The organism is Jatrophihabitans endophyticus (assembly GCF_900129455.1).
Taxonomy (GTDB): Bacteria; Actinomycetota; Actinomycetes; order Mycobacteriales; family Jatrophihabitantaceae; genus Jatrophihabitans; species Jatrophihabitans endophyticus.
Window position 1 is genome coordinate 904,577 of the sequence record NZ_FQVU01000001.1, and the last position, 26,834, is coordinate 931,410.

Annotated in this window: 26 protein-coding genes, 1 tRNA gene and 1 pseudogene; 10 read left to right on the top strand and 18 right to left on the bottom strand. The window is 70.0% G+C overall.

Annotated elements, in window-relative coordinates:
- Positions 1-156 precede the first annotated feature (156 nt).
- From BUE29_RS04280 to BUE29_RS04300, 5 genes are all read left to right on the top strand, one after another.
- A complete protein-coding gene (locus BUE29_RS04280) occupies positions 157-1,296 on the top strand; it encodes a lyase family protein (RefSeq protein ID WP_200800025.1) in 1,140 nt (379 codons plus the stop codon).
- Entirely contained in the window at positions 1,296-2,432 is a 1,137-nt protein-coding gene (gene pcaDC, locus BUE29_RS04285) for a bifunctional 3-oxoadipate enol-lactonase/4-carboxymuconolactone decarboxylase PcaDC (protein ID WP_073386297.1), read from the top strand. Before BUE29_RS04280 ends, pcaDC begins: the two co-directional genes overlap by 1 nt.
- On the top strand, positions 2,433-3,545 hold the full coding sequence (locus BUE29_RS04290) for a 5-methyltetrahydropteroyltriglutamate--homocysteine S-methyltransferase (RefSeq protein ID WP_073386300.1): 1,113 nt from the start codon (positions 2,433-2,435) through the stop codon (positions 3,543-3,545). It begins immediately after the preceding gene.
- A 42-nt stretch (positions 3,546-3,587) separates the two neighbouring features.
- Positions 3,588-3,661: transfer RNA gene (locus BUE29_RS04295), tRNA-Met, on the top strand.
- 161 nt (positions 3,662-3,822) lie between these two features.
- The gene (locus BUE29_RS04300) at positions 3,823-4,020 is read left to right on the top strand and encodes a hypothetical protein (RefSeq protein ID WP_073386302.1); all 198 of its coding nucleotides are present in this window, start codon (positions 3,823-3,825) and stop codon (positions 4,018-4,020) included.
- Positions 4,021-4,316: 296 nt separating this feature from the next.
- Here BUE29_RS04300 and BUE29_RS21795 read toward each other — a convergent pair whose 3' ends face one another.
- Both BUE29_RS21795 and BUE29_RS04310 read right to left on the bottom strand, forming a co-directional pair.
- The gene (locus tag BUE29_RS21795; RefSeq protein WP_143167961.1) at positions 4,317-4,505 is read right to left on the bottom strand and encodes a hypothetical protein; all 189 of its coding nucleotides are present in this window, start codon (positions 4,503-4,505) and stop codon (positions 4,317-4,319) included.
- A 173-nt stretch (positions 4,506-4,678) separates the two neighbouring features.
- A complete protein-coding gene (locus tag BUE29_RS04310; RefSeq protein ID WP_073386306.1) occupies positions 4,679-4,984 on the bottom strand; it encodes a hypothetical protein in 306 nt (101 codons plus the stop codon).
- 364 nt (positions 4,985-5,348) lie between these two features.
- Here BUE29_RS04310 and BUE29_RS04315 point away from each other — a divergent pair, with 364 nt between their 5' ends.
- Complete coding sequence (locus tag BUE29_RS04315; protein ID WP_073386308.1) at positions 5,349-6,137, top strand: hypothetical protein; 789 nt, start codon at positions 5,349-5,351, stop codon at positions 6,135-6,137.
- Positions 6,115-6,693: a pPIWI-associating nuclease domain-containing protein gene (locus BUE29_RS04320; protein WP_073386310.1), complete on the top strand. Its 579-nt coding sequence runs from the start codon at positions 6,115-6,117 to the stop codon at positions 6,691-6,693. Before BUE29_RS04315 ends, BUE29_RS04320 begins: the two co-directional genes overlap by 23 nt.
- Before the next feature lie 576 nt (positions 6,694-7,269).
- Here the strand turns inward: BUE29_RS04320 and BUE29_RS04325 are convergent.
- From BUE29_RS04325 to BUE29_RS04350, 8 genes are all read right to left on the bottom strand, one after another.
- Positions 7,270-7,791: a hypothetical protein gene (locus BUE29_RS04325; RefSeq protein WP_084180669.1), complete on the bottom strand. Its 522-nt coding sequence runs from the start codon at positions 7,789-7,791 to the stop codon at positions 7,270-7,272.
- A 364-nt stretch (positions 7,792-8,155) separates the two neighbouring features.
- Positions 8,156-8,368 (bottom strand): hypothetical protein, encoded by a 213-nt coding sequence (locus tag BUE29_RS21800; protein WP_143167962.1) that lies wholly within the window; start codon positions 8,366-8,368, stop codon positions 8,156-8,158.
- 14 nt (positions 8,369-8,382) lie between these two features.
- On the bottom strand, positions 8,383-9,267 hold the full coding sequence (locus BUE29_RS23480) for a tyrosine-type recombinase/integrase (RefSeq protein WP_407657311.1): 885 nt from the start codon (positions 9,265-9,267) through the stop codon (positions 8,383-8,385).
- A 2-nt stretch (positions 9,268-9,269) separates the two neighbouring features.
- A complete protein-coding gene (locus BUE29_RS23020; protein WP_159440821.1) occupies positions 9,270-9,566 on the bottom strand; it encodes an N-terminal phage integrase SAM-like domain-containing protein in 297 nt (98 codons plus the stop codon).
- Complete coding sequence (locus tag BUE29_RS22320) at positions 9,566-9,712, bottom strand: hypothetical protein (protein WP_159440822.1); 147 nt, start codon at positions 9,710-9,712, stop codon at positions 9,566-9,568. Before BUE29_RS22320 ends, BUE29_RS23020 begins: the two co-directional genes overlap by 1 nt.
- Positions 9,713-10,128: 416 nt before the next feature.
- Positions 10,129-11,034, bottom strand: coding sequence for a metal ABC transporter permease (locus BUE29_RS04340; RefSeq protein WP_200800026.1), 906 nt, complete (start codon positions 11,032-11,034; stop codon positions 10,129-10,131).
- Positions 11,035-11,101: 67 nt separating this feature from the next.
- Complete coding sequence (locus BUE29_RS04345) at positions 11,102-11,956, bottom strand: metal ABC transporter ATP-binding protein (protein ID WP_073386314.1); 855 nt, start codon at positions 11,954-11,956, stop codon at positions 11,102-11,104.
- A 1-nt stretch (position 11,957) separates the two neighbouring features.
- A complete protein-coding gene (locus tag BUE29_RS04350) occupies positions 11,958-12,902 on the bottom strand; it encodes a metal ABC transporter solute-binding protein, Zn/Mn family (RefSeq protein WP_073386317.1) in 945 nt (314 codons plus the stop codon).
- Positions 12,903-13,078: 176 nt separating this feature from the next.
- Between BUE29_RS04350 and BUE29_RS04355 the strand changes: the two genes are divergently transcribed.
- Positions 13,079-13,720, top strand: a complete 642-nt coding sequence (locus BUE29_RS04355) for a GNAT family N-acetyltransferase (protein ID WP_073386320.1) — start codon at positions 13,079-13,081, stop codon at positions 13,718-13,720.
- Between the two features lie 182 nt (positions 13,721-13,902).
- On the opposite strand, the gene BUE29_RS04360 is transcribed toward BUE29_RS04355, so the two are convergent.
- The 5 genes and pseudogenes from BUE29_RS04360 to BUE29_RS04380 form a co-directional block, all read right to left on the bottom strand.
- On the bottom strand, positions 13,903-14,397 hold the full coding sequence (locus BUE29_RS04360; RefSeq protein WP_073386323.1) for a hypothetical protein: 495 nt from the start codon (positions 14,395-14,397) through the stop codon (positions 13,903-13,905).
- A gap of 140 nt (positions 14,398-14,537) precedes the next feature.
- On the bottom strand, positions 14,538-14,897 hold the full coding sequence (locus BUE29_RS23700; RefSeq protein WP_073386325.1) for an immunity protein Imm33 domain-containing protein: 360 nt from the start codon (positions 14,895-14,897) through the stop codon (positions 14,538-14,540).
- Positions 14,890-19,932: an RHS repeat-associated core domain-containing protein gene (locus tag BUE29_RS04370; RefSeq protein ID WP_159440823.1), complete on the bottom strand. Its 5,043-nt coding sequence runs from the start codon at positions 19,930-19,932 to the stop codon at positions 14,890-14,892. Before BUE29_RS04370 ends, BUE29_RS23700 begins: the two co-directional genes overlap by 8 nt.
- Positions 19,933-20,095: 163 nt before the next feature.
- Positions 20,096-20,635, bottom strand: a pseudogene (locus tag BUE29_RS23610) (alpha/beta hydrolase); the annotation flags it as partial.
- Between the two features lie 121 nt (positions 20,636-20,756).
- On the bottom strand, positions 20,757-21,743 hold the full coding sequence (locus BUE29_RS04380; RefSeq protein ID WP_084180673.1) for a hypothetical protein: 987 nt from the start codon (positions 21,741-21,743) through the stop codon (positions 20,757-20,759).
- An 83-nt stretch (positions 21,744-21,826) separates the two neighbouring features.
- On the opposite strand from BUE29_RS04380, the gene BUE29_RS04385 reads away from it, so the two are divergent.
- Both BUE29_RS04385 and BUE29_RS04390 read left to right on the top strand, forming a co-directional pair.
- Positions 21,827-22,462, top strand: a complete 636-nt coding sequence (locus BUE29_RS04385; protein ID WP_073386334.1) for a TetR/AcrR family transcriptional regulator — start codon at positions 21,827-21,829, stop codon at positions 22,460-22,462.
- Between the two features lie 72 nt (positions 22,463-22,534).
- Positions 22,535-22,975: a pyridoxamine 5'-phosphate oxidase family protein gene (locus BUE29_RS04390; protein WP_073386337.1), complete on the top strand. Its 441-nt coding sequence runs from the start codon at positions 22,535-22,537 to the stop codon at positions 22,973-22,975.
- 260 nt (positions 22,976-23,235) lie between these two features.
- Here the strand turns inward: BUE29_RS04390 and BUE29_RS04395 are convergent, their stop codons facing one another.
- From BUE29_RS04395 to BUE29_RS04405, 3 genes are read right to left on the bottom strand one after another with little or no spacing between them, the layout of a single operon-like run.
- Positions 23,236-24,951 (bottom strand): dipeptide ABC transporter ATP-binding protein, encoded by a 1,716-nt coding sequence (locus BUE29_RS04395; protein WP_073387042.1) that lies wholly within the window; start codon positions 24,949-24,951, stop codon positions 23,236-23,238.
- Positions 24,948-25,826 (bottom strand): ABC transporter permease, encoded by an 879-nt coding sequence (locus tag BUE29_RS04400; protein ID WP_073387045.1) that lies wholly within the window; start codon positions 25,824-25,826, stop codon positions 24,948-24,950. The genes BUE29_RS04395 and BUE29_RS04400 overlap by 4 nt, the downstream gene beginning before the upstream one ends.
- Positions 25,827-25,870: 44 nt before the next feature.
- The gene (locus BUE29_RS04405) at positions 25,871-26,830 is read right to left on the bottom strand and encodes an ABC transporter permease (RefSeq protein WP_073386340.1); all 960 of its coding nucleotides are present in this window, start codon (positions 26,828-26,830) and stop codon (positions 25,871-25,873) included.
- Between the last annotated feature and the right edge of the window lie 4 nt (positions 26,831-26,834).

The window sequence follows — 26,834 nt, forward strand, 5'->3', positions numbered from 1 at the left end:
CCCCGTCGCAGGCGCGGCTCGCGGCTGACCGTACGGCCGCAGGTGCGTCCTAGATGCTATCCCGGTCCCGAATGTGCGGTTCGACCCCGGGGGCGCGACGCAGGTCGATCGCCCCCTGCCCGTGCACATCGTCGCTGGGTGGGTAAGCCAGCGTCCGTGACCAGCGCGCTGTTCGACCCGATCTTCGGCCGGACGGCCGTCGACGCCGCCGTCGACGACCGGGCCTGGCTCGCGGCGCTGTGCGAGGTCGAGACCGCCCTCGCGCGGGCGTGTGCTCGAGTCGGTGTGATCGAGCTCGCGACCGCGCTCGAGATCGGCGCCGCGGCCGACGCGCTGGCCGGCGGCGACCCGGGCGTGCTCGGCGCGCAGGCGGTCGCCGGAGGCAATCCGGTCATCCCGCTCGTCACGTCGCTGCGTGACGCCGTCCGCCGGCGCGCCGGCGACGGTGCCGCGGCGGCGGTCCACCTCGGCGCGACCAGTCAGGACGTCCTCGACACGGCGGCGATGCTCGTCTCGTCGCGAGCCGCCGGGGTGATCGGCGCCGACCTCGCCGACTGCGCGAACCGCGCCGCCGAGCTCGCCCGCATCCACCGCGACACCCCGATGACCGGTCGCACGTTGCTGCAACACGCGGTGCCCACGACCTTCGGCGCGCTCGCCGCGGTATGGGGCGCCGGGCTCGATCACGCAGGCATGCGGCTGGCGCGGGTGCGCGACGACCTGCCGGCGCAGCTCGGCGGTGCCGCCGGGACCCTCGCACCGCTGCACCCACGGGGCCAGGACGTCGTCGGGGCCTTAGCCGACGAGCTCGATCTGCGCGCGCCCACCGGCGTCTGGCACGGCGAGCGCGGCCCGGTCGTCGAGCTCGCCGGCGCACTCGGGGGCGCGGCCGTCGCGATCGGCAAGGCGGCGGGGGACGTCGTGCTGCTGGCCCAGACCGAGCTCGGCGAGGTCCAGGAAGCGGCACCCGGCGGCTCGTCGGCGATGGCGCACAAGCGCAATCCCATCGCAGCGGTCACCGCCCGCGCCGGAGCGATCGAGGCCCCGGGCCACGTCGCCGCGCTGCTGACGGCCGCGATGCCCGAGCTGCAGCGTGGTGCCGGCACGTGGCACGCCGAGTGGACGCCGCTGGTGGCGTTGCTGCGCTGCGTCGGCGGCGCGGCATCGCGGCTGCGCACCTCGCTGACGGGGTTGTCCGTCGACCATGGCGCGATGCTGCGCAATATCGGTGACGACGTGCTCGACCTCGGGCACGCCGGCGATCTCGTCGACCGTTACCTGAAGGGCAGGGCCTGATGGCGTTCCGGCTGGCGGTGCACGAGGACGGTCCACCGTCCGCTCCCCCGCTCGTCCTGCTGAACTCGATCGGGTCGACGAGCGAGATGTGGACGCCGTGTCTCGCGCCGCTCGTGGAGCGTTTCCACGTCGTCCGCATCGACACCCGCGGACACGGCGAGTCACCCCGTGCCGACGCCGGTCCGTGCACCGTCGCCGACCTCGCGGCCGACGTGCTCGCCACCCTGGACGATCTCGGTCTGCACCGGGTCGCCCTGGCCGGGCTCTCGCTCGGCGGCATGATCGGGATGCACATCGCGGCCCACGACCCCGAGCGCATCTCGCGGCTCGCGCTGCTGTGCACGTCGGCCCGGGTGGCCGGCACCGCGCTCTGGCACGACCGCGCGGCGGCCGTCCGGCGCGACGGCATGACCGCGATCAGCGAGGCCGTCGTCGCCCGCTGGATCACCCCGGCGCTCGCCGAGCGCGATCCCGCGCTCGTCCGGCGACTGCGCGCGATGGTCGAGTCGGTCGATGCCGAGAGCTATGCCCAATGCGCCGAGGCGATCGCGCAGCTGGACGAGACGGCCGACCTCGCCCGCATCGCCGCGCCCACTCTCGTGATCGGGGCCGCCGACGACCCCGCGCTGCCGCCGCCGCACCAGCGGCTGCTCGTCGACGCCATCGCCGGGTCGCTGCTCCTCGTGCTCGACGACGCAGCACACGTGCCGACCTTCGAGCAGTCGGGCACGGTCGCATCGCTGCTGATCGACCACTTCGGCGACGCCGCGGTCGCCGCCGACGGCATGGCCACGCGGCGCGCCGTGCTCGGCGACGCGCACGTCGATGCCGCGGTGGAGGCGACGACACCGCTCACCGCGCCGTTCCAGCAGTTCATCACCCGCTACGCCTGGGGCGAGGTCTGGGGCCGTCCCGACCTCACCCGGCGCGAGCGGTCCGTCGCCACCCTGGCCGCGCTGACCGCGATCGGCGCCGAGCACGAGCTCGTCCTGCACGTCCGGGCCGCGCGCCGCAACGGCCTGACGCCCGAAGAGATCGTCGGCGTCCTGCACCACACCGCGGTCTACGCCGGTGTGCCCCGTGCCAACCGCGCGATAGCCGTCGCGCGTGACGTCCTCGCCGAGGAGGAGCAGTAGATGAGAGACACACCCCCGTTCCGCGCCGACCACGTCGGCAGCCTGCTGCGTCCCCGCGCCCTGCTGGACGCGCGCGAGGCGCACGCCGCGGGCACGCTGGACGACGCCGGACTGCGCGCGGCCGAGGACGACGCGATCCGCGACGTCGTGACGCTGCAGGAGGACGTCGGCCTGCAGACCGCGACCGACGGCGAGTTCCGCCGGACGTCCTGGCACATGGACTTCATCTACGCGCTGCGCGGCATCTCGCGGACCGACGAGCGCATCGAGGTCCGCATGCGCAACGCCGGTGGCGATCGGTCGTTCACCTCGGCGGCGCTCAAGGTCGACGGCAAGCTCGGCATCGACGGCCCGATCTTCGGCGACGCGTTCACCTTCCTGCGCGACACCGTCACTACCGGCACGCCGAAGCTGACCATCCCCTCGCCGAGCATGGTCCACTACCGCGGCGGTGCGGCGGCCATAGATCCCGACGTCTATGCCGACGAGGACGAGTTCTGGGACGACCTGTCGGCGGCGTACGCCGATCAGGTGCGCGAGATCGCCGCCCTCGGTTGCACCTACCTGCAGCTGGACGACACGAGCCTCGCGTACCTCAACGACCCGGCCCAGCGCGAACAGCTCGCCGCGCAGGGCCGCGACGCCGAGCACCAGCACGAGCGCTACATCCGGCAGATCAACAAGGCGATCTCGGACCGTCCGGACACCCTGCACGTCACCACCCACATGTGCCGCGGCAACTACCGCTCGTCGTGGGCGGCCGAGGGCGGCTACGACTTCGTGGCCGAGGCGCTGTTCGGCCAGCTCGACGTCGACGGCTTCTTCCTCGAGTTCGACGACGCGCGCTCGGGCTCGTTCGCGCCGCTGCGCTTCGTCCCGCCGGGCAAGCAGGTGGTCCTCGGCCTCGTCACCACCAAGTCGCCCCAGCTCGAGTCCAAGGACGATCTCAAGCGCCGCATCGACGAGGCGGCGCAGTACGTCCCCCTCGACCAGCTCTGCCTCTCGCCGCAGTGCGGCTTCTCCTCCACCGTCGAGGGCAACGACCTCAGCACCGATCAACAACGGGCCAAGCTGGCCCTGATCGTCGAGACCGCCGCCGAGGTGTGGGGGTGATTTGGAGTCGCTCGACCTCGCCGGGTATGGTGATCTCACCGACGCGGGGTGGAGCAGCTCGGTAGCTCGCTGGGCTCATAACCCAGAGGTCGCAGGTTCAAATCCTGCCCCCGCTACTACGCAGGTCAGCAAGGACAAGGGCTCCGATGCTTCGGCATCGGGGCCCTTGATCATTTGCCACCTATTTGCCATCAAGCATCTGTCGGTCACGATCCGATCACGCGTGTCGTGATCGTCCTCCCCCGCTGCACTTGACCGTCGGTGAGGGGTGATTGCGATGGACGTTCCCGACCTGCCGACGGTGCTCGACCTGCCCGCTGCGGCCACGCTGCTGGGCATCGGGCGGACGAAGGCCTACGAGCTGGTGCGCGACGACGCCTGGCCGACGCCGATCATCCGGCTCGGCAAGCTGATCAAGGTGCCGACCCGGCCGCTGCTCGATCTGCTCGAAGGTCGCGTTGGCCCCGCGGCCTGAACTGCTCGACTGCGGTTGGTGCGGCCACGTCTTCCGGCCCGGCCGCACCGGCCGGATGCCGAAGTGGTGCTCGCCGACGTGCCGGCACCGAGCGTGGGAGCAGTCGCGAGCCGCATTGTCGGGACGGTGCGCCGTCGAAGTTCTCTCCCGGCAGGTCGAAGGTCCGGTCGTCGTCGAGCGAAAGGTGACCGTCTCACCCCGCGGTCTGTCTTGGCTGTCCGTGCTCGGCAACCTTGAACGTCAGTTCGACACCGGCCGCCTCTACGACCGCGACCTTCCGGCTGTCGTTGCCGCGCTCAATGCGGTGTGCGCCGCGGCAGAACGACGCTGTCGACATCGTCGATGAGCGCCTCGCCGATCTCGATCCACGCGTCGGGCAGATGGTCTTCGTCAGTGTCGGCCAGGTCGGGCGCCGGCAACGCGACGTGCAGCACCATCTCTTCGGCCCGCAGCCGCGCCATTCCGCGATGCCCGACCCGCGCCATGAAGTCGTTGTCGCTGTAGTACTCCGGAGGCAGCAGCTCGAACTCGATCCGCGCGATCTCGTCGCTGATCCAGAGGCCGCGTTCGTCAAAGAACCTCGCCGGGTCGTCGAACGCTCGATACTGCTCCGGCAGTCACTCTCGCCAGTGCCGCATCGGCCGTGCCCCGTAGACGTTCACGATTCCTCCAGGTGTCTCCGCGCGGCACCGACCAGCGACACCGCCTCGCTCACGACCGGATTGGCGCTCAGTTCTGACAGTTCCGTCGTGACGCAGTCCAAGAGCCGCCCGATCGTCTGAGGATGGTCAGTGATGTCCGGCAATTCGCCCGCAGAGACGCCGAGCAGCGCGTACAGCCTGTTCGCCGCGATACCGCACAGGATCGGCGCGCACGCGTCCACCGACTCCACGTCGCGCGCGATCGATTCGAGGCAACGAGCAGCGCTCAGAAGTACCGAGTCCACGCCGCTCGTCTCGCTCATCGTTCGACAGTCAGACTCGAACCGCAGCGAAGACAAGTAGCTCCGCGCGATCTGTGGATCTAGCGCAGATCGCCGATTCCGGGGGGTCCGCGTGTCCATCTCTCGGCAACCCGACTCGGTGCCGCCACGCGCGGTGCTTCGCTGGCTCCCGTCCGGCGCAGTTAATCGAACTTATGTACCCAGCTTATCCGCGACAACCAGAAGTCAAATTGAAACGTAGTCTTTCTGACGAGTATCGAGATTCGTCGAAAAACGGCCTAATTGTAGTACCTGAGCGAGTGTACGATGCCCCTAACCTCCTAGTACGATCCAGACTGATTGGAGAAACATGACAAAAGCTGTAAGTAAAGATAAGAAGCCGCGGGTGCGCCTACTGCAAGAAGATGTACCGAGCACCTCGCTGGAGCAGGCACTCCGGGTCGCGCGGGCAATCGGCGAGAACTACGCCTATAAGCCGACCCGTCCGCTCAACGTTGCTCAGGCGATGAGCATGAGTCCGACCTCGGGACCGTTCCGGATGATCACCGGCGCTGCTGTCGCGTACGGCCTCACCACCGCCGCCGCCCAGGCACCCGAGATCGGCCTGACTCCGATCGGCATGAGGATCGTGCGTCCGACCACCGAAGGCGACGATCTCGCGGCTCGACGCGAAGCGCTGCTTAGACCCAAAATCGTCGGGGACTTCCTGCGGCAGTACGACGGCGCAGCGATCCCGACCGACGTAATTGCCAAGAACGTGTTGCAGGAAAGAGGTGTGCCCGCCGAACGAACCGAGAGCGTTCTTGAACTCATTGTCGCCGGCGCCAGCGAGGTCGGCTTCGTCCGCGAGTGGAACGGCAAGCGGTACGTCGATCTGGCGGGCCAAGCTGTCGACGCACCCCGCGATGGCGTGTCGCCCGGGGGTAACCCGCCGACTTCGCCGGCGACGACCCAGACGAATCAGCCGTCAATGATGCAGCCGCCGCCGGTCACGATATCGCCGCCCGCCCCGGCCGCTGGCGTTTCGCTGAGCTCGGGTGTTCACATCAACATCGAGATTCACATTGCCGCTGATGCGACCTCGGAGACGGTCGAGGACATCTTTCGCAACATGCGGCGGTATGTCCTGAGCGCAGACGAGGTTGCTGACGATGACACGACCAGCGCGGGGTGAGCTGCCGGACCCCGAGATTCTGCGACGACTGCGCGAGTTCCAGTTGCGAGTCCGCAACCCGACCCGCAAGGTCGAGGTCGTCGTCCCGGCTCGGGGTCCGCTGTCAGGCCGAGATGCCAACATCGTCGAGCGGCTGCGACGACACTCCGAGCCACTCGCCGACTCGCTAGAGCAGGTACTGAAAGACCTGAATGACTTCACCCGGCTCAGCTACGTCGGCCCAGCCGGTGAGATCCGCGAGGTGCTTCGAGCCACTGTGCAGTTGTTTGCGCCCGACGATGAGGTCCGCGCCCAGCCATGGTTCGTCGGATACGCGGTCGGCAACAAGACCAACCCGACCCAGGCTGAGCGGGTCAGGTTCGCAGTGCAGGCGCGGGGGGGCAACCGGGATCAAGTCAGTGAGATCGACCCCCTGGTTGATCAGCAGGTCGGCCAGATCGGTCGCCAGACCTATAAGACCGGCAGCAGCGCATTCCATGCAGGCACGATCCAGGCCAATGTAAGGAAGCTGACGGGGTGGGTTTTCGCCATGCTGGACGAGGTACTACCCGAGTAATCGCGGCGCGTCCACAAGAATGCCGCCACGACTCGTGATAGTCGGCGCCGCGGTGACACTCGCCGTCGGACTTGGCTGATTGGGCATTCAAGCCCAGGCTAATTTTGAGGAGCTCAGACCGCGGACGAGCCAGCTTGTCCGCGGTCAGCGTTCGAATTCGCGCGCGGGCCCCAGCCGAGGAACAGGCGCGGGCCGAGGTCATCAGCGCGTCGGCCGCATCCGCGATCCCGATCAGCTCTTCCGTCGGAAGCGACGCCGGTAAGCCAATCTTGCGCTGAAAGTGCCGGATCGACCGCCAGGCTGGCCGCCACTCTCCGTCGCGCAACTACGCACGTCGACCTCGGCAACCCCCTCGTTCCGTAGCAACGCAACCAGCACCGCAGCAGGAACACCCCATTGCATTACTCAATGTCTGTGGATAACTTCTGCGTCACTACCTCGGGCCTGGCCGCGGAATCTCTCCGGGGAAGACCATCGCGGCCACCGGCAGGATGTGTCATGCTGGAACAGCCGGAGGCGGTAGCCGCCGGAAGTCGGAGCCCTGAGACCCTGCCGGACGGCGGTGGCGCTCAGGGCTCACGCATGTGGCTCGACGACCTCGATCGACCCGATCAGTGACTCGCAGCGCCGCCGCAACTCGCCGCCTGCCGCGTACGCGAAGACCACCGCGTCCGCTGCCCGCAGCAACGGCTCGTGGCGGGGCTCTCGGTGTTCGTAGTGCAGCTCCTCATGACGCCCGAGGCGGTGCACCTCCGCCTGAATTGCGCGAACGTCGTGCTCGTCCTGACCGACAGCGGATTCGATCGTGAGACGGTCGATCGCAGGGTTGGCGACGATTCGACGCATGATGTCGGCGCGGCCCTCACGGTGGACGCGGTAAGCCGACTCGTACACCATCGCCTCCAGCGGCTGCTCGCACAGTCGCGCAAGAATCAACCGTCTGCGCGGCGCCGACTCCTTCGTCATGTGCAACCGTTGCTGGCCGGGTGCCAGGAGCTGACGCAGGGCGGACCGAACCGACGCGGCATCGGTCGGCGCGACGATCGCGACACAGATCGTCAGACCGCCTCGCGCAGACTCGTCGACGAATGCGTGCACGGCGGGAGGCTACCGGCGCCAGCCGACGGTTCGCGTCACTGTCCAACGGAGGTGCTGGCCATATCGCGGGCTTGTCCGAGCGAGGTGAGCGGGAGGGTCCGGATCGTGTATGGAGTCGACATCACCGCCGACCTCAACGACGAGGACGACACCGGCTTTGTCTGGACGTTCCTCGACGAGGCACTCGAGCCGGCAACTATCATTCCCGGCGCGCTCGCCGTGGCCGGCGACGCGGATGCGGCGGCGGTCTGCCAGGTTGTCGACCTGGTGTCGGCCGACGACCGGACGATCGTCCACCTTCGGACGCTGCCCGGCCAGGTCCAGAATTACGTCGCACTCGTGAACCGCCAAGCGGGCTCAGGCGCTACGCCCCGAAGCCCTCGGCGAGAATCTCGTCCACTCGCTCCGACACGTTGGTGCGGCCGCTCGCACCCGCTCCGAGCGACGACGGCACTACCCGCCGACGACCGAGCGCGCGCGATGAACCGGTGATGCTCTCGAGGAGCGCCAAGGCGCGCGGTGCCTGCTCGTCGGGCAGTTCGTCGACAAGCTGGTGCAGGCGCTCCTTCGTTGTCACGAAGTCAGTATGGCTCACGACGTGCCGCGGATTCGGCGCAGCGCGGCGAGAGCGGTCTCATCGGCGGTCGGCAGTGTGTGCAGGTACTTGCCGGTCGTCGCGATCGAGCCGTGCCCGAGTCGTTCCTTGACGACCTGCAGGTCGGCCCCGCCGGCGAGCAGCCACGACGCGTGCGAGTGCCGCAGATCGTGCAGCCGCGGCCGTGGGTCGAGGCCGGCCTCGTCGCAGGCGCGCACCCACACGTGATTGCGGAACCAGTCGCGCGGCAGATGGCCGTCGGTGTCGCGTTCCCGGACGCCGCGGGGCTCGTCCAGACCGTCGCTTCGTCGGGATGCGCGGTACTCAGCGAACGCGGCGCGACAGTGCGGGCACCGGCACCGGCCGGCGGTGTAGGCCGACAGCGAACCGTGCGTGTACGTCCGGCCGGCAGCATTCGGCTCGGTGCGCCCGAGGTCCTCGACCGCGCGCAGCCGGCGTCCGTTCGCAGGCGATTGGAAGGTGTCGAACCGGAAGATCAGATCCGCCGGGCCGAGACCGTAGCGCTGAGCGTGGGCGAGCAGTGCCGCCACCAGTTCCGGTTCGAGCTTGAACCGCCGGGCACGCTTGCTCTTCGGGTACGGCTTGACCAGGAACCGTCCGCCCTCGGGGTGAAACTTCGGGCTCAGTTCGACGACGTCGCGGGTGATGGTGACGATGCCGGACGCCGAATGCAGATCGGCGACCCGCAGCTCGGTCAGCTCGCCCCAGCGCAGTCCGGAGCCGATCGCGGTCTCGATGAACAGTCGCGCGGTGTCTGAGGGCAGCGCGGTCAGCAACGCGTCGAACTCGACCGGCGTGACGATGCGGTACTCCCTCACCGCGACCGTCGGCGTCTTCACGCCCTTGCAGGGATGCAACACGATCACGAGTCGTTGAGGGCGGTGGCGAAGACCGCGGACAGGATGATCTTCTGCTGCCGGATGTTCGCGGCGCTCACCCCGGCGGCTTCGAGCGCGTGCACCCACTCGCGCACATGCGTCGGCAAGATGTCGCGCATCTTCATCGACCCGAACCACGGCACGATGTGCCGGTCGAGGCCCCCTCGGTAGCTCTGCCGGGTCGACGCCTCGAGCACATAATTCGGAAACCAGTTCTCGTTGACGTAGTCGGCGAAGCTGACCCGACCGGCGGTCGGGTCACCCGGACGGCCGGCGGCCATCAGCGCCTCGGCGTGCTGCCACGCTTCTCCGCCTGGCGTCGGGTCGGGAAGGATCCCGCGTGCCGGATCTTGCCGCGGGCGTCGCGGTACACCGCGGCGTAGGTGGGGCTGCCGCTCGTCCCCACCCGCTTGCGCACGAAACCCATGACCACCACCTGTGTTCAAAAAGATCATCTGCCATCAATTTGCCATCGAACGCGCTGATAAATGCCGGTACGAGACAGCACCAGTCAACACGAAAACCCGATAAATACGGGGGTTGTAGGCATCAGTGTGGCACGAAGGGGCCCGCTCATAACCCAGAGGTCGCAGGTTCAAATCCTGCCCCCGCTACTACGCAGGTCAGCAAGGACAAGGGCTCCAGTGCCACGGCACTGGAGCCCTTGCTCATGTGGCAGGCAGCGGACCGGTCCGACACCCGGCGGCGTACCGATGTCGGCCCGAGTTCGTGTCTGTCGCGAACGACCCTGAGTGCACGGCAGCCGGGGCGCCCTGCGCCTCGGTGTACCTGACAAGAACGGGCGACGGATCACCCAGATCGACCGCGACTGGCCCGCCCGGGTCACGCCGGGGTCGGGCCGTCGGCGGAGGTCGCGCGCGTCCCCGGGGCGGCACGTGACAGCCAGCCGCGACGGGCACGCACCGCGCCGACGCAGCGACACACGAGATAGATGGCGAACGCGATGGTCGTGACGTACGGGCTGATCGGGATGCTGCTGCCCACCGCGAGCAGGATCCCGCCGACCAGCGACGTCACGGCGAACACGACGCTGAGCAGGGTCGCCACGACGGGCGACGCGGTGACCCTGACCGCCGCGGCGCCCGGGGTCACGATGATGCTCAGCACGAGCAGGGCACCGACGATCTGCACCGACATCGCGACCGTGAGCCCCAGCAGCATCATGAACACGCCGCCGAGGACGGCCACGGGAACACCACGGGCCGCCGCAAGGTCGGGGTCGGTGCTGGCGAAGGTCAGCGGCCGCCACACGACGAGGAGACCGACGAGCACGACCGCGGACGTGACGATCAGGGCCGACAGCTGCGGGTCGTCGATGGCGACGATCTGCCCCGTCAGCAGGCCGAACTTGTTGGCGGCGCGGCCCTTGTACAGCGCGAGGAACAGCACGCCGAGCCCCAGCCCGAAGGGCATCAGCACGCCGATCACGGAGTTGCGGTCCCGGGCCCGGCCGCCCAGCGCCCCGACGGTCAGCGCGGCGAGCAGCGAACCCACGAGGGATCCGCCGACGACACTGACCCCCAGCAGCAGCGCACCCGACGCCCCGGCGAAGGACAGCTCACTGATCCCGTGGACGGCGAACGGCAGGTCGCGCATGACGACGAAGATGCTGACCAGGCCGCCGACGATGCCGAGGGTCAGGCCGGCGTACACCGAGTTGTGCACCAGCGCGAGCAGCTCGCGGTAGTCGGTGAAGTCGAAGATCCGCCCCCAGACGTCCGACCCCACGTTGGTTCCGGCAAGTATCAACGACACCGGTCACCGACTCCTCGTCCATTGCCCTGCCGCGACGGCGTCACTGCAGGACGTCCGCGTCGTGCTGATGCTCCTGCGACTGCGCGTCCTGGGGCAGGCCGGCGACCAGGATGCGGCCCCGCGTGCGGATGACCTCGACGGGCACGCCGTACAGCTCGGAGAGCGTCTCGCTGGTGAGCACCGTGTCGACCGTCCCGACGCGGAAGCGTCCACCCGCGAGATACAGGACGCGGTCGGCGTAGGGCAGCACCGGATTGATCTCGTGCGTCACGAAGACCACTGCGGTGCCACGGCGGCGGCGTTGCTCGTCGATGAGGGCGGTGATGCCCCGTTGGCTGTTCTGGTCCAGCGAGAGCAGCGGCTCGTCGCAGAGCAGCACGGCGGGGTCGCCGACCAGCGCCTGCGCCACCCGCAACCGTTGCTGCTCGCCGCCGGACAGCAGGCCGACCGGCATGTCGGCGTACTCGGTGGCGCCCACCTCGGCGAGGGCGGCGTCGACGCGGGCCGCGGTGGACCGGCGCCGCAGCCCCGTCCCCCACCGGTGACCCACCAGGCCCTGGCGCACGATGTCGCGACCCCGCAGCGGGGTCAACGGGTCGATGCGCCGTTGCTGCTGCACGTAGCCGATCGCCTCGTTGCCGCGGCGCACGGGCCGGCCGGCGAGGGTCAACGTGCCGGCGGTCAGCGGGAGCATCCCGAGCAGGACCTGCAGCAGACTGGTCTTACCGGAACCGTTCGCCCCGAGTACGGCGACGAACTCGCCGGGCACGACGTCGAGGTCCAGCCCGGACCACAGCGTGCGCGACCCGTAGGCCAGCGCGCCGTCCTGCAGGCGGAGTACCGGCTCGATGTCTCCCGTCGGCGGTGACGGGTGGGGCTCAGCGGCGAGGCTCATGTCAGGACAGCGCGGCCTTGACCGCGTCGAGGTTGGCCGTCATCCACCCGATGTAGTCCTTGCCGTTCGGCAGCGTCTCCGTGACCGGGACGACGGCCACGCCGTTCTCCTTCGCCGCGGCGAGCACCTTCTCGGTCTCCGGGCCGGACGTCTGCTCGTTGTAGGCCAGCAGGTCGACCGCCTTGGACGTGAAGAGTCGCAGGGTCTGGTCGAGCACCCGCACCGGGACACCCTCGCCTTCCTCGATGGCCTCGCTGAACTCGGCCGGCGTCTTGTTCACCAGGCCGCACGCGCTCAGCAGGTAAAGCGGAACCGGTTCGGTGATCGCCACGCCCGCGCCGGGGTGTGCCGACCGGACGGCGGCCTCACCGGCTTCGAGCGTGGTCAGCTTCTTGGTCAGGGTCGCGGCGTTGGCCTCGAACACCGCCGCCCCGGCCGGGTCTTCCTTCGACAGGTCCACCGCCAGCTTCGCCGCGAGCTTACGCACGGTCGGGAAGTCGTACCACACGTGCTCGTTGAGCTCGCCCCCTGCGGGGGCGGTCTTCCCCGACAATTTCACGACGTTGAGCGTCGTCGGCGACGCGCCGGCGGAGGAGAGCATGCGGTCGACGAAGTCGTCGTACCCGCCGCCGTTCTCGACGACCAGGTCGGCCTTCGACAACGCCAGCTGCGTGCGGGAGTCGGCCTCGTAGGAGTGCGGATCCTGGTCCGGGTCGGCGATGATCGAGGTGACCTGGACCTTGTCGCCGCCGATCTGCGCGACGATGTCGCCGTACACGTTGGTCGAGGCGACGACCCGCACCGCCGAGTCACCGCCGGTGGCGCCGGTGCCCGGCGAGCCGCCCGAGCCGCCGGCGTCGTCGCTGGACGAGCCACACCCGGCGAGCGCCGCGGCCGTGATCGCGACGAGGGACGCCATGGACCACAGGGCACGACGCGATTTCATGAGAGCTCCTTCGGCCCGGGCCGTCCCGGTGTTGAGAATGATGTTCATTGTGAGAACCAGAGTAGAACGCGATCGGGGCGCCTGACCACGCGGGTCCCCGACGGGACGCGCAGGTGCCCGCCTCGATGACCGGTTCGGTCAGCGTCAGGTGCTGCTGGACTGCGAGGATGGCTCGGGTGACCATCGCCGACGATTCCTGGCAGCACCCCGATCCGCGCCGGTCGGGGGTTGCGCTGGTGCGGGTTCCCGAGCCCGTCCTGCACGCCTTGGCCCGGGGCGAGGACCCCCGCAGCCCCGAGCACCCGGTGACGCCGTATCTCGCCGGCGTCGAGTGTGCCGGCCTGTGGCGCAGACGGAGTCGGCAGCTGCTGGAGAGCCCGGCGGATGCGCCCTGGGTGACGCGGTTCGTCGTCGTCGCGGGCGTCGACGCGCCGGTCGGGCTGGCGGGTTTTCACGGGCCGCCGGACGAGCGCGGGATGGTCGAGGTCGGCTACCGCATCGACCCCGCCCAGCGACGCCGGGGTTACGCCACACAGTCTCTGGAGACGCTGCTCGCGGTCGCCCGCACCCATCCCGACGTCCACGTCGTGCGGGCCACGATCACCCCGGTCAACAACGCCTCGCGCTCGCTGGTCGAGCGCTACGGCTTCGACGAGGTGGGCGAGCAGTGGGACGACGAGGACGGCCAGGAGCTCGTCTACGAGGTGGCCGCCGGCGGGCGGGCCGAGAGGGCAGCGACCGGTTCTGCGGTGCGGCGTGCGGGGCAGGTCGTCGCGGACGTCGCGAGCGCGATCGGGCGGGCCATGCCGGGCGCGTGACCGCCGAAGTCCGGGCGCTGCCGCGGATCGGCGGACCCGGTGGCCACTGCCGCAGTCAGCACGCCGACCGGGCGGCCTCCGTGACGGTCAGCCGGGTGCCCTTCCTGCTCAAGGTTGAACCCGCTGTCACGGCTCGGTCCACGGGCCCAGCCAGAAGGGTCTGACGCGCACCAACCGGACAGTCAGGGTTCAGTCAACATGCGCTTGAGTTCCTTGCTCATGAGTGGCCGACGTACGTCGGGGTCTCTCACCATTACCGCCAGCTGACCGATGGTGACAATCTGCGTTGTGACAGTCGAGATTTCCCTGGTCATGAAGCCGATAGCCGCGTAACGCTCGCCGTCCGACATTCGCGGGTCCCGTGGATCCAGGACTACGCCGAAGTAGGGTCCGCGCCCCGGCCAGCGGCTCGGCTCGGCGACTCGGGGCACGTCGCCGCCCAAGCGCTCGAACGACGTGTGCAACTGGCATTGAGCGTCGGTCGGCCATTCGCCCGGAAACAAGAGGCGGGCGCTGACCCCCAGGTCGACAGCGACACGGCTGCCGTTGAAGATCGTCCGCGGACTGGCCACCCAGATCAGCTCGCGGTGTCGTCGGTAGTAGCTGGCATGCCTACCGACCATTCCTTGCGACATCAAGCCATCAGCGATGGATCGCACCAGTTCAGCCGAGTTCATGCGCTCGCGCCCGCGATGTTCGTCATCGCCGCTCAGCGGCTTGCTTCAGGACACCCAAAAGCACCTCTGGACGCATGTTCAGCGGCACGACGCTGGAAACCTGCGAGTCGCCGCTGAGCATCTTCTCGCCCGGTCGACAATCACTCGATGCCAGGCCGAAGCAAGTCACCGTCGTACCACACATCCTCGTACCCCGGCGCCAGCAAGAAACGCCACCCGGGCGGCAACGCAAGGTACGGAAACACCACGGGGCACCATTCCCGAAGATGCCGGACATGGAGCGGGACAAAAAAATCAGAAGCATTTGACAGTGTCTCGCCGGCCCAGATATACCACCCTGCCACACCATCGGTGACCGGGTGCCGCATGCCATTGACGGGCCAGAGATCATCGCGAACATTGCGCGCGACCCCAATCTCCGCACCCTCACAGGGCGGAACGGGATCGACTGAAAACCGATTCGCTATTAGCCGCTGGTCCGTCGTCACCGAGTCACTCATGGTTCAAGACCAAATAGCGCATGCATGAGGATCGAATAATAACTGTACGAGGCGCCCTGCCTCGCAGAACACAACGGGCACTGCGGTCTGACCGACTCAATGGAACGCGCATTCGATCCAAATTAATGGTCCCCGTTTCATAATACTCCTGGACCAACGGATACGTGTGGTCAGCCACTTGCCCGTCGCTCACCGTGCCGAAGCTTACACACGGTTGCCCCTGAACAGACTGCCGCTGAGCCGCAGTCGTAGCGCCATTCGGTCGCGAGTACGAGGTGCGCGGGACGGAGGATGAATCGCCCAGATCGGCTGTGGCTGCGGAGTCGTCTTCCCCGGGGTCGGCTTCAACCTCCTCAGCGGCTCGATCGCCTTCGGCAGCTGTGTCCGAGGTCGTCTCGTCACCGGACTCGGCGGGGTGGAAAGTCTTGGGTTCGGACGCGGCCTTCGCCGCCGGGTCCTCGGCCGGCGCCGAATCGGGATGATCGACCGCACGCTGAACACCCTGCCGAGCACGCTGCTCGGTATTCCTCGGCGTGACCCGCTCCGGCTCAGCCCCCGACCCACAATCACCCAACGACGGATTCGTGAAGCTCTCCAGCAGCAGCAACACCTCGGGGTCCTCGACGACGAACTCCGCGCCGTCCTCGAGAAACTCACCGCCGTCCTCGAGAACGTCCTCCCACCACGGCCGACTCTCGACCCGCTCCGGATGCCGCGCCTCGTCCTCGAGTTCACGCTCGTACTGACTGCGCGACTCGCCGCCGTGCTCCTCCTCGAACTCCTCCTCGTCCCAGGCCCGCTCCTCGCGCTCCGCAGCCCGCTCGTCGCGCGCGTCCTCGCGCTCGACCTCGGCATCCTCGCGCGCCTGCTCGGCGTGCTCGCGCGCGATCTCGCGATGCAGATCACGGATCTGCCGCTCGGCGCGCTCCTCCTCCTTGCGCTCCTCGGCCTGCTCGACGGCCTCGCGTTCGTAGTCGCGGCACGCACTGTGGCCGGAGCGGTCGGTGCGATCGAGCGGATCGTCGTTGCCGTAGGCGTACCGGTTCGCGTTCACCGCCGGCGTCGGCGGGTTCTGCTGCGAGTCCGCGCTCAGGAAGCGGTTCAGCACCGGGCTGTACCACCGCGACGCCGTCATCACGTTTCCGTCGGAGTCGGTCCACCCGCCCTCGAAGCCCAGCGCCGTCCGGGCGGTGCCGGTGTGCTTGGCCGCGCCGTAGGCGGCGTAGTTGTTCGATCCGCCCACTCCGGCCTTCGACAACTGCTCCAGCACGTCGCCGTGATCGTCAGTGACGAGGTCGGTGGTGGCCGAGCCCGACGTCGAGGTGATCGGTGCGCCCGACGGCGTGCGACCGAAGGTCTGCGAACCGTCGCTCACCGGCTCGGTGCCCACGCCGTCGTAGCTGAACGTGTTGTCGGCGCCCTGGCCGGAGATCGACGAAGTCCGGCCGAGCGCGTCGTAGGAATAGGTTCGTCCGCCGGTGGCGACGAGCTCGTCGTAGGCGTCGAACGACGACGAGGTGCTGTCACCGTTCGGAGCGGTGACCGAATCGAGCGTGCCCCGCAGCGAGTAGCCGTAGCGAGTGGTACCCGCCGCGTTCGTCGACGACGTCAGCTCGTCCTGCTCGTTGTACGCCGCGGTGTAACCGTCGCCCTTGGTCAGGTTGCCGTCGCCGTCGTAGCCGAACGTCGTCGTCGTGGTACCGCTCTTCGACGTGGCAAGTCGGCCGAGCGCGTCGTAGGTGTAGGTGGTGCTGCCGGCCGTGCACCCGGTGGAGCAGGAGGTGGCCGACGAGGTGACCTGCCCGGCTGCGTTGCGGCCGTAGGTGTAGCTCGTCAGGTTCTTGCCGGCGGGATCGGCGACGGTCTCGCTGGTCGTCCGGTGCTGGCCGTCGTAGCCGTAGGCGATCGACGCGACACCCTCGTAGGTCGTCTTGGCCACTTGCCCGTTCGCGGTGTAGGACCAGTCGGTCGTGCTGCCGGCCGCGGGGCCGGCCTGCTTCGTCAGGTTCCCGGCGGCGTCGTAGGAGAAGGTCGCCGAACCCGCCGCGTCCGTCCGCGCGCGGAGGTTGTCCGCGGCGTCGTACGTCATCGACGCCTGGCCGCCCGCATCCGACGACGTGAGCACCTGACCGCGATCCTCGTAGGTCGCGGTGACCGTCGTCGAACCGCTGGTCGCCTTAGTGAGTCGACCGTCGTCGTCGTAGGTGTAGTCGCGTTGCTCGGCCGCCGCGCCCGAACCGGTCACGCCGGCGACCTCACCCGCCGCGTTGTAGTGCCTCGTGACGCTGACGCCGCCGGGGCGGGTCGTGGTCACCGGTCGACCGTCGGCGTCGTAGGCGACGGTCGTGGCCCGGTCGGCGAGCGCGGTGTCGCCGGCGACGGCAGGCAGGACGGAACTCTCCTGCCTGCCCAGCGAGTTGTAGGTGTAGCTCGTGGTGTAGCCATTCGGGTCGGTGTAGGACGTGCGATTGCCCTGCGCGTCGTAGCCGAAGCTGGTCGTGTTCGTCCCGCCGTTGCCGTCGGGCTGGGTCTGCCGGGTGAGGTTCCCGTCGCCGTCGTACGTGCTCGTGACCACGTGGCCGGATTCGTCGGTCTCCGTCGACCTGTTCCCGTCGCCGTCGTACGTGGCGCTCGTCGAGCTCAGGACGGTCCCGGTCGTGGACAGCTGTTGCGTCCCGATCTGGCGTCCGGCCTCGTCGAGCTGCACCACGCTGCTGGTGCCGTCGGGAGCGGTCACGCTCACGGCTCGATCGGCCGAGTCGTAGGCCGTGGTCGTCGTCTTCCCCGTCGGCGACGTCTCCGACACGCGGTTCTGCAACCGGTCGTAGCCGTACGCGGTCTTGTTGCCGAGCGGATCGGTCATCGACAGGTCGTTGCCGAGCCGGTCGATCACGTACGTGGTCGTGTCCGCCGAGGGTGTCGGGTATCGCTCGTCGTCGGTGGCGGTGACCCGGTGACCGAGCTCGTCGTAGGTCTGCTCGGTCCGGGCCCCGGTGGGCGATGTGCTGGTGAGCTGCTCGCCTTCCGGGTCGTAGGTGAAGGTCTGTTTGGCGCCACCCGGCAGCGTCACCGACGCGACGTTCCCGAGCTGGTCGTACCCGGCCACCTGCCGGTAGTTCATCGCGTCCGACTGCGACACCGGCCGTGACATCGCGTCGTAGGTGTAGCTGACCGTCGGCGTCACAGCGTCGCTGGCCCCGGGAGCCGTGTACGGCGAGGCCGCGACGGTCGTGACGTCACCGTCACCGTCGTGCGCGTAGGTCACGACGTTCCCGTCGGCGTCGCGCGATGCCTCGGTCTCGCCGAACGTGTCGTAACCCGTCGACCAGGTCGGGACGACGTCGGCGCCGGACTGCCCGTCCGCGATCTTCGGCTTGGCCACGGACTCCACCTGGCCGACCTGGTCGTAGCCGTAGCTGACCTTGCGGCCGGCCGGCGAGGTCTTCGACAGCAGCCGACCCGCGGTGTCGCGGGTGTAGGTGGTGGTCAGCGACGAGCTGCCGTTCTTGTTCACCGCGCTGGTCAGGTTGTTCCCTGCGTCGTAGGCCAGGGTCGTCTGATGCGGGTCGGTGATCTTGGCCGGCGACGTCGAGGTGTCGGCGTCTTCGGTGGTCGTGGCGGTGATGTTGCCGACGGGGTCGTGACTCACCGCGCGTGTTCGCACCTTGTACAGGGCGACGAAGTCGTCGGTCTCGATGGGCCGGTTCGCGGCATCGGAGAAGATCGAGCTGCTGCGCAGACAAGGGTCGACACCGGCGGGGTCGCACCCGGCGTAGTGCCGGGACGCGTTGCCCGCGGCGTCGTACTCCCAGCGTTCCTGGGACGCCGCCGGGGTGCCGCTCGCCTGCACGCGATCGGCCAGCAGACCGTCGTCGAGATAGTGGTAGGCCGTGACCCGGCCCATCGCGTCGGTCACCGACGCGAGCCGACCGGCGGGGTCGTAGGCGCGTGACTCGAGGACGAGGTCGGTCGGCGCGGACGGTGCGTTGGGGTCGCCGACGTAGTTCGCCAGCGTCGTCGTCTGCAGTTCACCGGTCGCGGAGTACCCGTAGCCGAGCTTGTCACCGTCGGGCAGGACGGTGGCCGACCGTTCGCCCATCGCGTTGAACTGCTGGGTGGTCTTGTTGCCCTCGGCATCGGTGCTCGACGCGAGGCGTCCGCCGGCGGTGTAGGTGTAGGTGCTCGTTCGCGCGTCGTCGGTGCCGGCGACGTCGGCGAGGCTCACGGAGTCGACGTTGCCGTCGTCGTCGTAGCCATAAGTCCTGCGCAGCCGGTGATGGGCCTTGGTGACGGCGTCGACGGTCTCGGGCTCGGTGACCGTGAGCGGGCGGTTCTCGGCGTCGTAGGTGTACGTCGTCCTGATACCGGCCGGGTAGCTCGAGTCGGTCACGACCCGGGCCGACGGCCCGTAGCTGTCGGCCGTGTACTCGTATCTGGTGACGGCTCCCATGGGAGACGTGATCGTCGCGACCTGTCCCCCGCTGAAGTAGGTGTACGACGTCTTGGCGCCGTTGGCGTCGGTCACCGAGGCCAGTTGATTGCCGATCTGCGTCCCGCCGTCGGCGGCCGGTGTGGACGACGTCGTGTACGTGTAGGTCGTCACGCGACCCTTCGGTGCCGCACCGGTGGCCGGCTCGGTGACCGTGCTGACCAGGCCTTGCGCGTTGTAGGTCCACGTCGTCACGTAACCGGGGTGGGTGTTGTCGGCGACGACGTTGGCATAGGTGCGGGGGTCCGAGGCGGTCAGGATCTTTCCCGCCGCGTAGTCCGTCGCACTGGTGGAGGTGTCGTACGTGGCCGTCGACTTCTGACAGCTGTTCCTGCTCCGACACGTGACCTTGGTCGTGACGTCGCCGAGCGCGTCGTGCGCCAGCGTCGTCGTGTGCCCGTCCGGGTCGGTCGTCGCCTCCCGGAAGCCGCGGTTGTCGTACGCGTACCGGGTCGTGTTGCCCAGCGCGTCGGTGTGGGCGACGAGGCGGGATCCTGCCGCGGGGTCGAGGTCGTCGGTCTCGGTGTTGCCGTCGGGATCGGTCACGCGGACGTGCGTCGTCGGCAGCAATGACGTCGAGGAGCCACGCGCGGCGAACAGCGACCGGGCGCCGGCCGCCAGGGCCGAGTCGACGCGGTGGTTGTAGATGCCGACCTCGGCGATGTCCCCGTCGAACCAGCCCTGCGGATTCGCCGCGTACGCCGAACCCGCGTCGTCCTTCGTCGAACGTGGTGGCCGGTACGAAGCTCCCGGCGAAGAAGCCGGCGGCCGCGATGCGCCGCTCGACCAGGGCAAGTCGGATGCCGAGGGCGATCACTCCCCCGGACCAGCCCACCGGCCCGTCGATCCCGGGCATGGCGAGCAGGGCGTCCAGGACGGCCTGCCATTCCGGGGCGGCCTGCTCGACCAACGGCGGGACGAGCCGCTCGACCGCGTCGCCGACCGGCTCGCCGGCCGCGAGCGCCCGGTGCAGCTCCGCGCGGGCCCGTTCGGCCTCAGCGGAACGCGGTCGGTCGCCGCTGCCGGGGAGCTCGATGGTGGCCGCGGCGAACCCGCCTGCCACCGCCCGAGCCGCCCGGGCGGCCAGCCGGGGGTACATCGCGCGCAGTCCGCCGGGATGGCCGATCAGGAGCAGCGGCGTGGACGTCGCGGTCGTCGTCGGCGTCCACAGGATGCCGGGGATCTCGTCGAGGACGAGGTCGCGCTCGCGGATGCCGCCGGGGAGCTGTCGTTGCGAGGTGAATCGCATGGTCGCGCCTTTCGGGAGAGCTATCGCCAGAAGCGCTCCCGGACGACCTATCGCCCGACCGTGACCCCCGCGGGGAGCACCCATGTCGTCATGTCGGTCACGGATACCACCTCCTCGTCGCTCACACGGTCTCGGGGACGGTAGCAACGTCCCGTTCCGCTGTCGTCCGGTTTCCGACGGCGCGAGCCCGTGGGTCGAGGCGCAGCGCGACCGCGGTGGCGGCGACCACGGCGGCCAGCACCACACCGAGCACGGTGAGCGTCAGGGCGTCGGGGGCGGTGACGGGTTGGCCCCGCAGCGCCTGCCACAGGCTCACGCCGAACAGTCCGGCCCACCCGCCGGCGCCGATCAGCACGAGCCGGACGTGCGTCGCCTCGGTCAGCCGCGCGGTCGTGGGCAGGAGCGTCAGCACGAGGGCGAGCAGGGGCAACGCCTGCAGGGTGTGCAGGCCCACGAAATGCGGAATGCGCAGGTCGCCACCGACCGTGGACCATCCGGTCAGCGGCAACGACGCTCCCCCGTCGGCGGCGCCGACGGTGTGCCCGCCGCGTATCGGCGCACCGTGCTGCGACGCGCGCGGAACGATCATGAGGAAGCCGACCGACATGCCGAGCACGGTGCCGCCGACCCCGAGCCGGATCGCCAGGGTGGTGGCCCGGTGCGCCACCGGTGCCTCGCGCAGGAGCGCGACACCGACCGCGATGGTGGCGGTGAAGATGACCGCGACGGCGACGCCCATGCCGGCGAAGACCACGCGGTCGACCGGGGTCGCGTAGTCGAAGTGGCTCTGCCGTCCGCGCAGCACCTGCATCACGATCGCGAGCATCTCCAGGCCGGAACCGACGGCGATGACCGTGCCCGCGCGGTGCGCGAACCGACGCACCCGCGGCCGCCGCAACCGGGAGGTCAGCCATGCCAGGGTCACCGCGTACGCGAGGAACGAGATCGAGAACAGCAGCGGCTTGGCCCAGATGGGCACGCCGACCAGCACCCGGTCGTCGGCCGCGTACCCCACACCCGACACCGCCCCGGTGACCACCATCGACGCCGCGAACCGCATCAGGGGACGGTGCCAGTGCATCGCCTCGCGCAGTGCCATGGTGGGCATCGTCGTCTCCTGACCGAGTTGTCGTCCCTCGACCCGGTGGTGCCCCGCCCGACCAACTCGTAAACAGTTGTAAATTGCTGCTCGTGGCGACGACACCGGCGGGCAGGCACATCCGCAACCCCCAGGGGACGGGCGGCCGGCTGCGGGCGGACATCCTGGCCGCGGCCGGCCGGATCCTGGAGTCGACGGGCAGCGACGACGCCGTGACGCTGCGCGCCATCGCGCGCGAAGCCGGCATCACCGCGCCGGCCATCTACGCGCACTTCGCCGATCGCGACGCCATCCGTCGCACGGTGATCGAGCAGACCTTCACGCAGCTCGCGACGGTGTTGACCACCGCGGCCGACACCGAGCACGAGCCCGTCGCCCGACTGCACGTGGTATGCCACGCCTACCTCGACTTCGCCGCACGCCGGCCGCACCACTACCGCCTGCTCTTCGAGCGCCACCGTGCCGCCCGGGGCGCGGACGCCGGGCCCGCGGCCCCCGACGTCGGGTCCATCGTCGGGGCGGATGCGTTCGGCGTGCTGCTGCAGGCGGCGGACTCGTGCATCCGCTCCGGCGCGTCCACGGCCGTCGACCCCGTCGCGAGCGCCACCCGGGTGTGGGTCGGCCTGCACGGCCAGGCCACCCTGCAGGCCAGCCTGCCGTGGTTCCCGTGGCCCCCGGCCGACCGCTTGGCGACCGACGTCGTGCGACGGATGGCCGACCTGCGCTGACGAGACGGCGCGCGGCGCTCCCGTTCCGATGCGTCCGGGCCGTTGTCGGTCCTCGCGGGCACACTGCGCGCCATGACATCGTGGGCGGACGTGCAGGCGAGCTCGCCCGAACTCGCCGAGATCGTGCGGCGCACCTTCGCGGTGCGCAAGCACGCCACCATGGCGACGGTCCGGCGCAACGGTGAACCTCGTATCAGCGGTACCGAGGTCGACTTCCACGACGACGGCCACGTCTACCTCGGCATGATGGCCGGCGCGCAGCGGGCCGGCGATCTGCGCCGCTACCCGCGGGTGGCCGTCCACTGCCCCACCGAGGACCCGCCCGCGGACGATCCGGCGGCCTGGCCCGGCGACGGCAAGATCACCGCACGGGCCAGGGAGGTCGAGCCGTTCCGCTTCCGCCTCGACATCGACACCGTCGTCCTCACCAGGGTCGCGGCAGGCGCCGAGGAACTCGAGATCACGGTGTGGCGCGCGGCCACGGGCGACACCACCGTGACCCGGCGTGGGTAGCCGCAAACGGGTCGGAGGTCCCTAATGTCCACGGATGGGTTGCGTACAACCTAGGCGTCGGCGACGCTGAATTCAGGACGGCGGCAGCGCCGTTCGCGGTGCCTCACCCGGTCGGCTACCCCCCGCACCGGCGACGGGCGGGAGCACCGCGCAGGTCGCGTCGCCTGCACCCGGTCATCCCCCGCGACCGGGTGCAGGCGAGGCGGCGTCGGCCAGCTCGGTGGCGAAGTCCCGCGGGTCGGACGTGGTCTCGCTGACGGTCATGCCGGGCTCCGATCGACGGTGGTGGACGGGTCGGCGGCGTACCGGCCGCCGGGTATCGCCGCGAGCAGCTCGCGGGTGTAGTCGTGCTGCGGGTGGTCGAAGAGATCGGCCGTGTCGCCCTGCTCCACGATGCGCCCGGCCTGCATGACGGCCACCCGGTCGGCGATCTGACGCACCACCGCGAGGTCGTGCGAGATGAACAGGTAGGCGACGCCGGTGTCGGCCTGCAGCTCGGCGAGCAGCTCGAGCACGCGGGCCTGGACCGACACGTCCAGGGCCGAGACCGGCTCGTCGCAGACGATGAGCTCCGGCGACAGCGCCAGGGCCCGTGCGATCGCCACACGCTGTCGTTGGCCGCCGGACAGCTCCGCCGGACGTCGCGACAGTATCGCCGCGGGCAGCGCCACCTGATCGAGCAGCTCGCGCGCCCGCGCCGTCCGCGACGCCGTGTCGCCGACGCGGAAAGCCCGCAGCGGCTCGGTGATCACGTCGGCGACGGCCCAGCGCGGATCGAGCGACGCGTAGGGGTTCTGGTAGACGAGCTGCGCCCGGCGTCGCAGCCGGCGTAGCTGCGGCCCGCGGGCGGCGGTGACGTCCTCGCCGTCCACGACGAGCTGCCCGGCCGTCGGGTCGACCAGCCGCAGTACGAGGCGTGCCGTCGTCGACTTGCCGGAGCCCGACTCGCCCACCAGCGCGAGCGTGCGCCCCCGTTCGACGGTGAAGCTGACGCCGTCGACCGCGCGCAGCGTCCGCGCCGCGGGGTCGGCATGCGGCACGCGGTACTCCTTCACCAGGTCGCGGGCGTCGACCAGCGGCACGTCGGGGGCGGCCCCGGGTGCGCCGCCGGCGACAGGGACGGCGGCGGGAGGACGCCCGGTGCGCGGCCGGACGACGGTGAGGCTGGGCGCGCTGGCCAACAGCTGGCGGGTGTACGCGTGCTGCGGGTCGCGCAGGAGCCGTTCCGTGGAGCCGGTCTCGACGACACGACCCTGCGACATGACCACGATGCGCTGCGCCCGGTCGGCGGCCACGCCGAGGTCGTGCGTGACGAGCAGGACCGCCGTCCCCGACTCCTCGGTGAGTCGTTGCAGGTGGTCGAGGATGACGCGCTGCACCGTGACGTCCAGGGCGCTCGTCGGCTCGTCGGCGATGATCAGCCGGGGCTCGGCGGCGATCGCGACCGCGATGAGCGCGCGCTGCCGCATGCCCCCCGACAGCTCGTGCGGGTACTGCCGGGCACGGGTGGCCGGATCGCTCAGCCCCGCTCGCGCGAGCACCTCCACGGCCTCGGTGGGCGCAGCCCGGCGGCCGGCGAGGTCGTGGATGCGCAGCACCTCGGCCACCTGCTCGCCGATGCGTTTCACCGGGTTGAGCGAGACCGACGGGTCCTGCGGGACGAAGCCGATCCGGCGGCCGCGGACGTGGCGCAGCTCGCGCTCGGACATCGCCGTGAGCTCGTGGCGGCCGAGCTGCACCGTGCCGGCGTCGATGCTGCCGTTGGCCGCGAGCAGCCGCACGACGGCGTGCGCGGTCGTGCTCTTGCCCGAGCCGGACTCGCCGACCACCGCGACCACCTCGCCGGCACGGACGTCGAGGTCGACGCCGGCGACCGCCGCGACCGTCGCACCCCGGGTGCGGTAGGAGACCGACAGGTCGCGCACCCGCAGCAGCACGTCGTGGTCCGCCGCGGCGGACACGTCCGACGTGGTCATCGCTGCCTCGCCCACTCGCCGTCCAACGCCCGGGCGATGCGGTTGACGGCGAGCACCGTCGCGGCGATGGTCGACCCCGGCAGCGCGGTGAGCCACCAGGCGTTGCCGAGATAGTTGCGCCCGGTGGAGATCAGCGTGCCCCACTCCGGTGCGGGAGGTCGGGCCCCGTAGCCGAGGAAGCTCAGCGACGACACCGCCAGCACGGCGGTGCCGAACTCCAGCGTCGCGAGCACCAGCACCGGCCCGAGGGCGTTGGGCAGCACGTGCCGGCCGAGCACGGCGTACCAGCGTGTGCCGCACGAGCGGGACGCCTCGACGAACACCGCCTGCCGCACCCGCAGCACCTCGGCCCGCATCACCCGCGCGAACCCGGCCACGCTCGCCACGCCGACGGCGACGGCCACCTTGACCGTGCCGTAGCCGAGCGCGGTGACCAGGGCCAGGGACAGGAACAGCGCCGGGATGGACAGCAGCACGTCGACCAGCCGCATGATCACGTCCTCCACCCAGCGACCGACGAATCCGGCGACCAGGCCGAGCGATCCGCCCACCACGAAGGCGACGAGCACGGCGATCAACGTGGCCTGCAGCGAGAGCTGGGCGCCGTGGACGACGCGCGAGAAGACGTCACGGCCGAGCTCGTCGGTGCCGAACCAGTGCGCGCCGCTCGGACCCCGGAAGTTCTGCGACGGCGTGCCCAGCAACGGGTCCTGCGAGGTGAACAGCCCCGGCCAGAACGACGCGAGCACGATCAGGACGGCGACGACGACCGCGAGCACGAGCCCGGGCCGGTGCCCCGCGAAGCGCAGCACCCGGCGCGGGTCGACACCTCGGGAGCGGCGGTCACCGGCGGGCGGCTCCGTCTGTCGCGGCACGTCGGGTTCGACGGCACCGGCGACCTCGCCCACCAGCACCTGGCTCACGCCACACCCACCCGGCGGCCGGGAACGGCGACGATGCGCGGATCGAGCAAGGGGTAGAGCAGGTCGACCACGAGGTTCACCAGCACGAAGATCAGCGCGCCGAGCACCACGACGCCCTGCACGAGCGGCAGGTCCTGCGCGGTGACCGCTGCCGCCGTCACGCGTCCCAATCCGTTGCGGGCGAACACCGTCTCGACCACGACCGAGCTGGCCAGCAGCTGGCCGGTGAGCAGGCCGACGATCGTCAACGCGGGCAGCGAGGCGTTGCGCAGTGCGTGCCGCAGGTGGATGCGAATCCGCCCCGCCCCCTTGGCGTGCGCGGTGTCGACGTAGGGCTGGTCGAGAGCGGTGAGCAGGCCCTTGGCGAGCACCTGCGCGACCAGGGCACCGGTGGGGATCGCGAGGGTGACCGCGGGCAGCACGATGCTCGCCACGCCGTCGTTGCCGAACGCCGGGAACCAGTGCTGCCGGAACGAGAACAGCTGCACCAGCATCAGCCCGATCCAGAACGTCGGCACCGACACCCCCAGCGGCGGCAGCGAGAGCAACAGCTGCCGCAGCCAGCGATGTCTCGTGTACGTCGCGAGCAGCGCGAGCCCGCCGCCGACGACGACGGCCAGCACGATGGCGGCCGCGGTGAGCTGCAGCGTCGCGGGCAGCGCGTCGACGATGGTGTCGCGCACCGAACGCCCCGTCGACACCGAGTCGCCGAAGTCGCCCCGCAGCGCCCGGCCGAGGTAGTCGAGGTACTGCAGCAGCACGGGCTTGTCGTAGCCGTACTCGTGCCGCAGCGCCGCGAGCTGGGCGGGGTCGACCGGGACCGCGTCCGAGCTCGCCCCGGCCAGCGCCGAGATGGGGTCGCCGGGCAGGTAGTAGAGCACGAAGAACGACACCGTGTAGGCCGCCCACAGCACGCCGACGGCCTGTCCCACGCGTCGCAGCACGTACCTGCGCATCTGC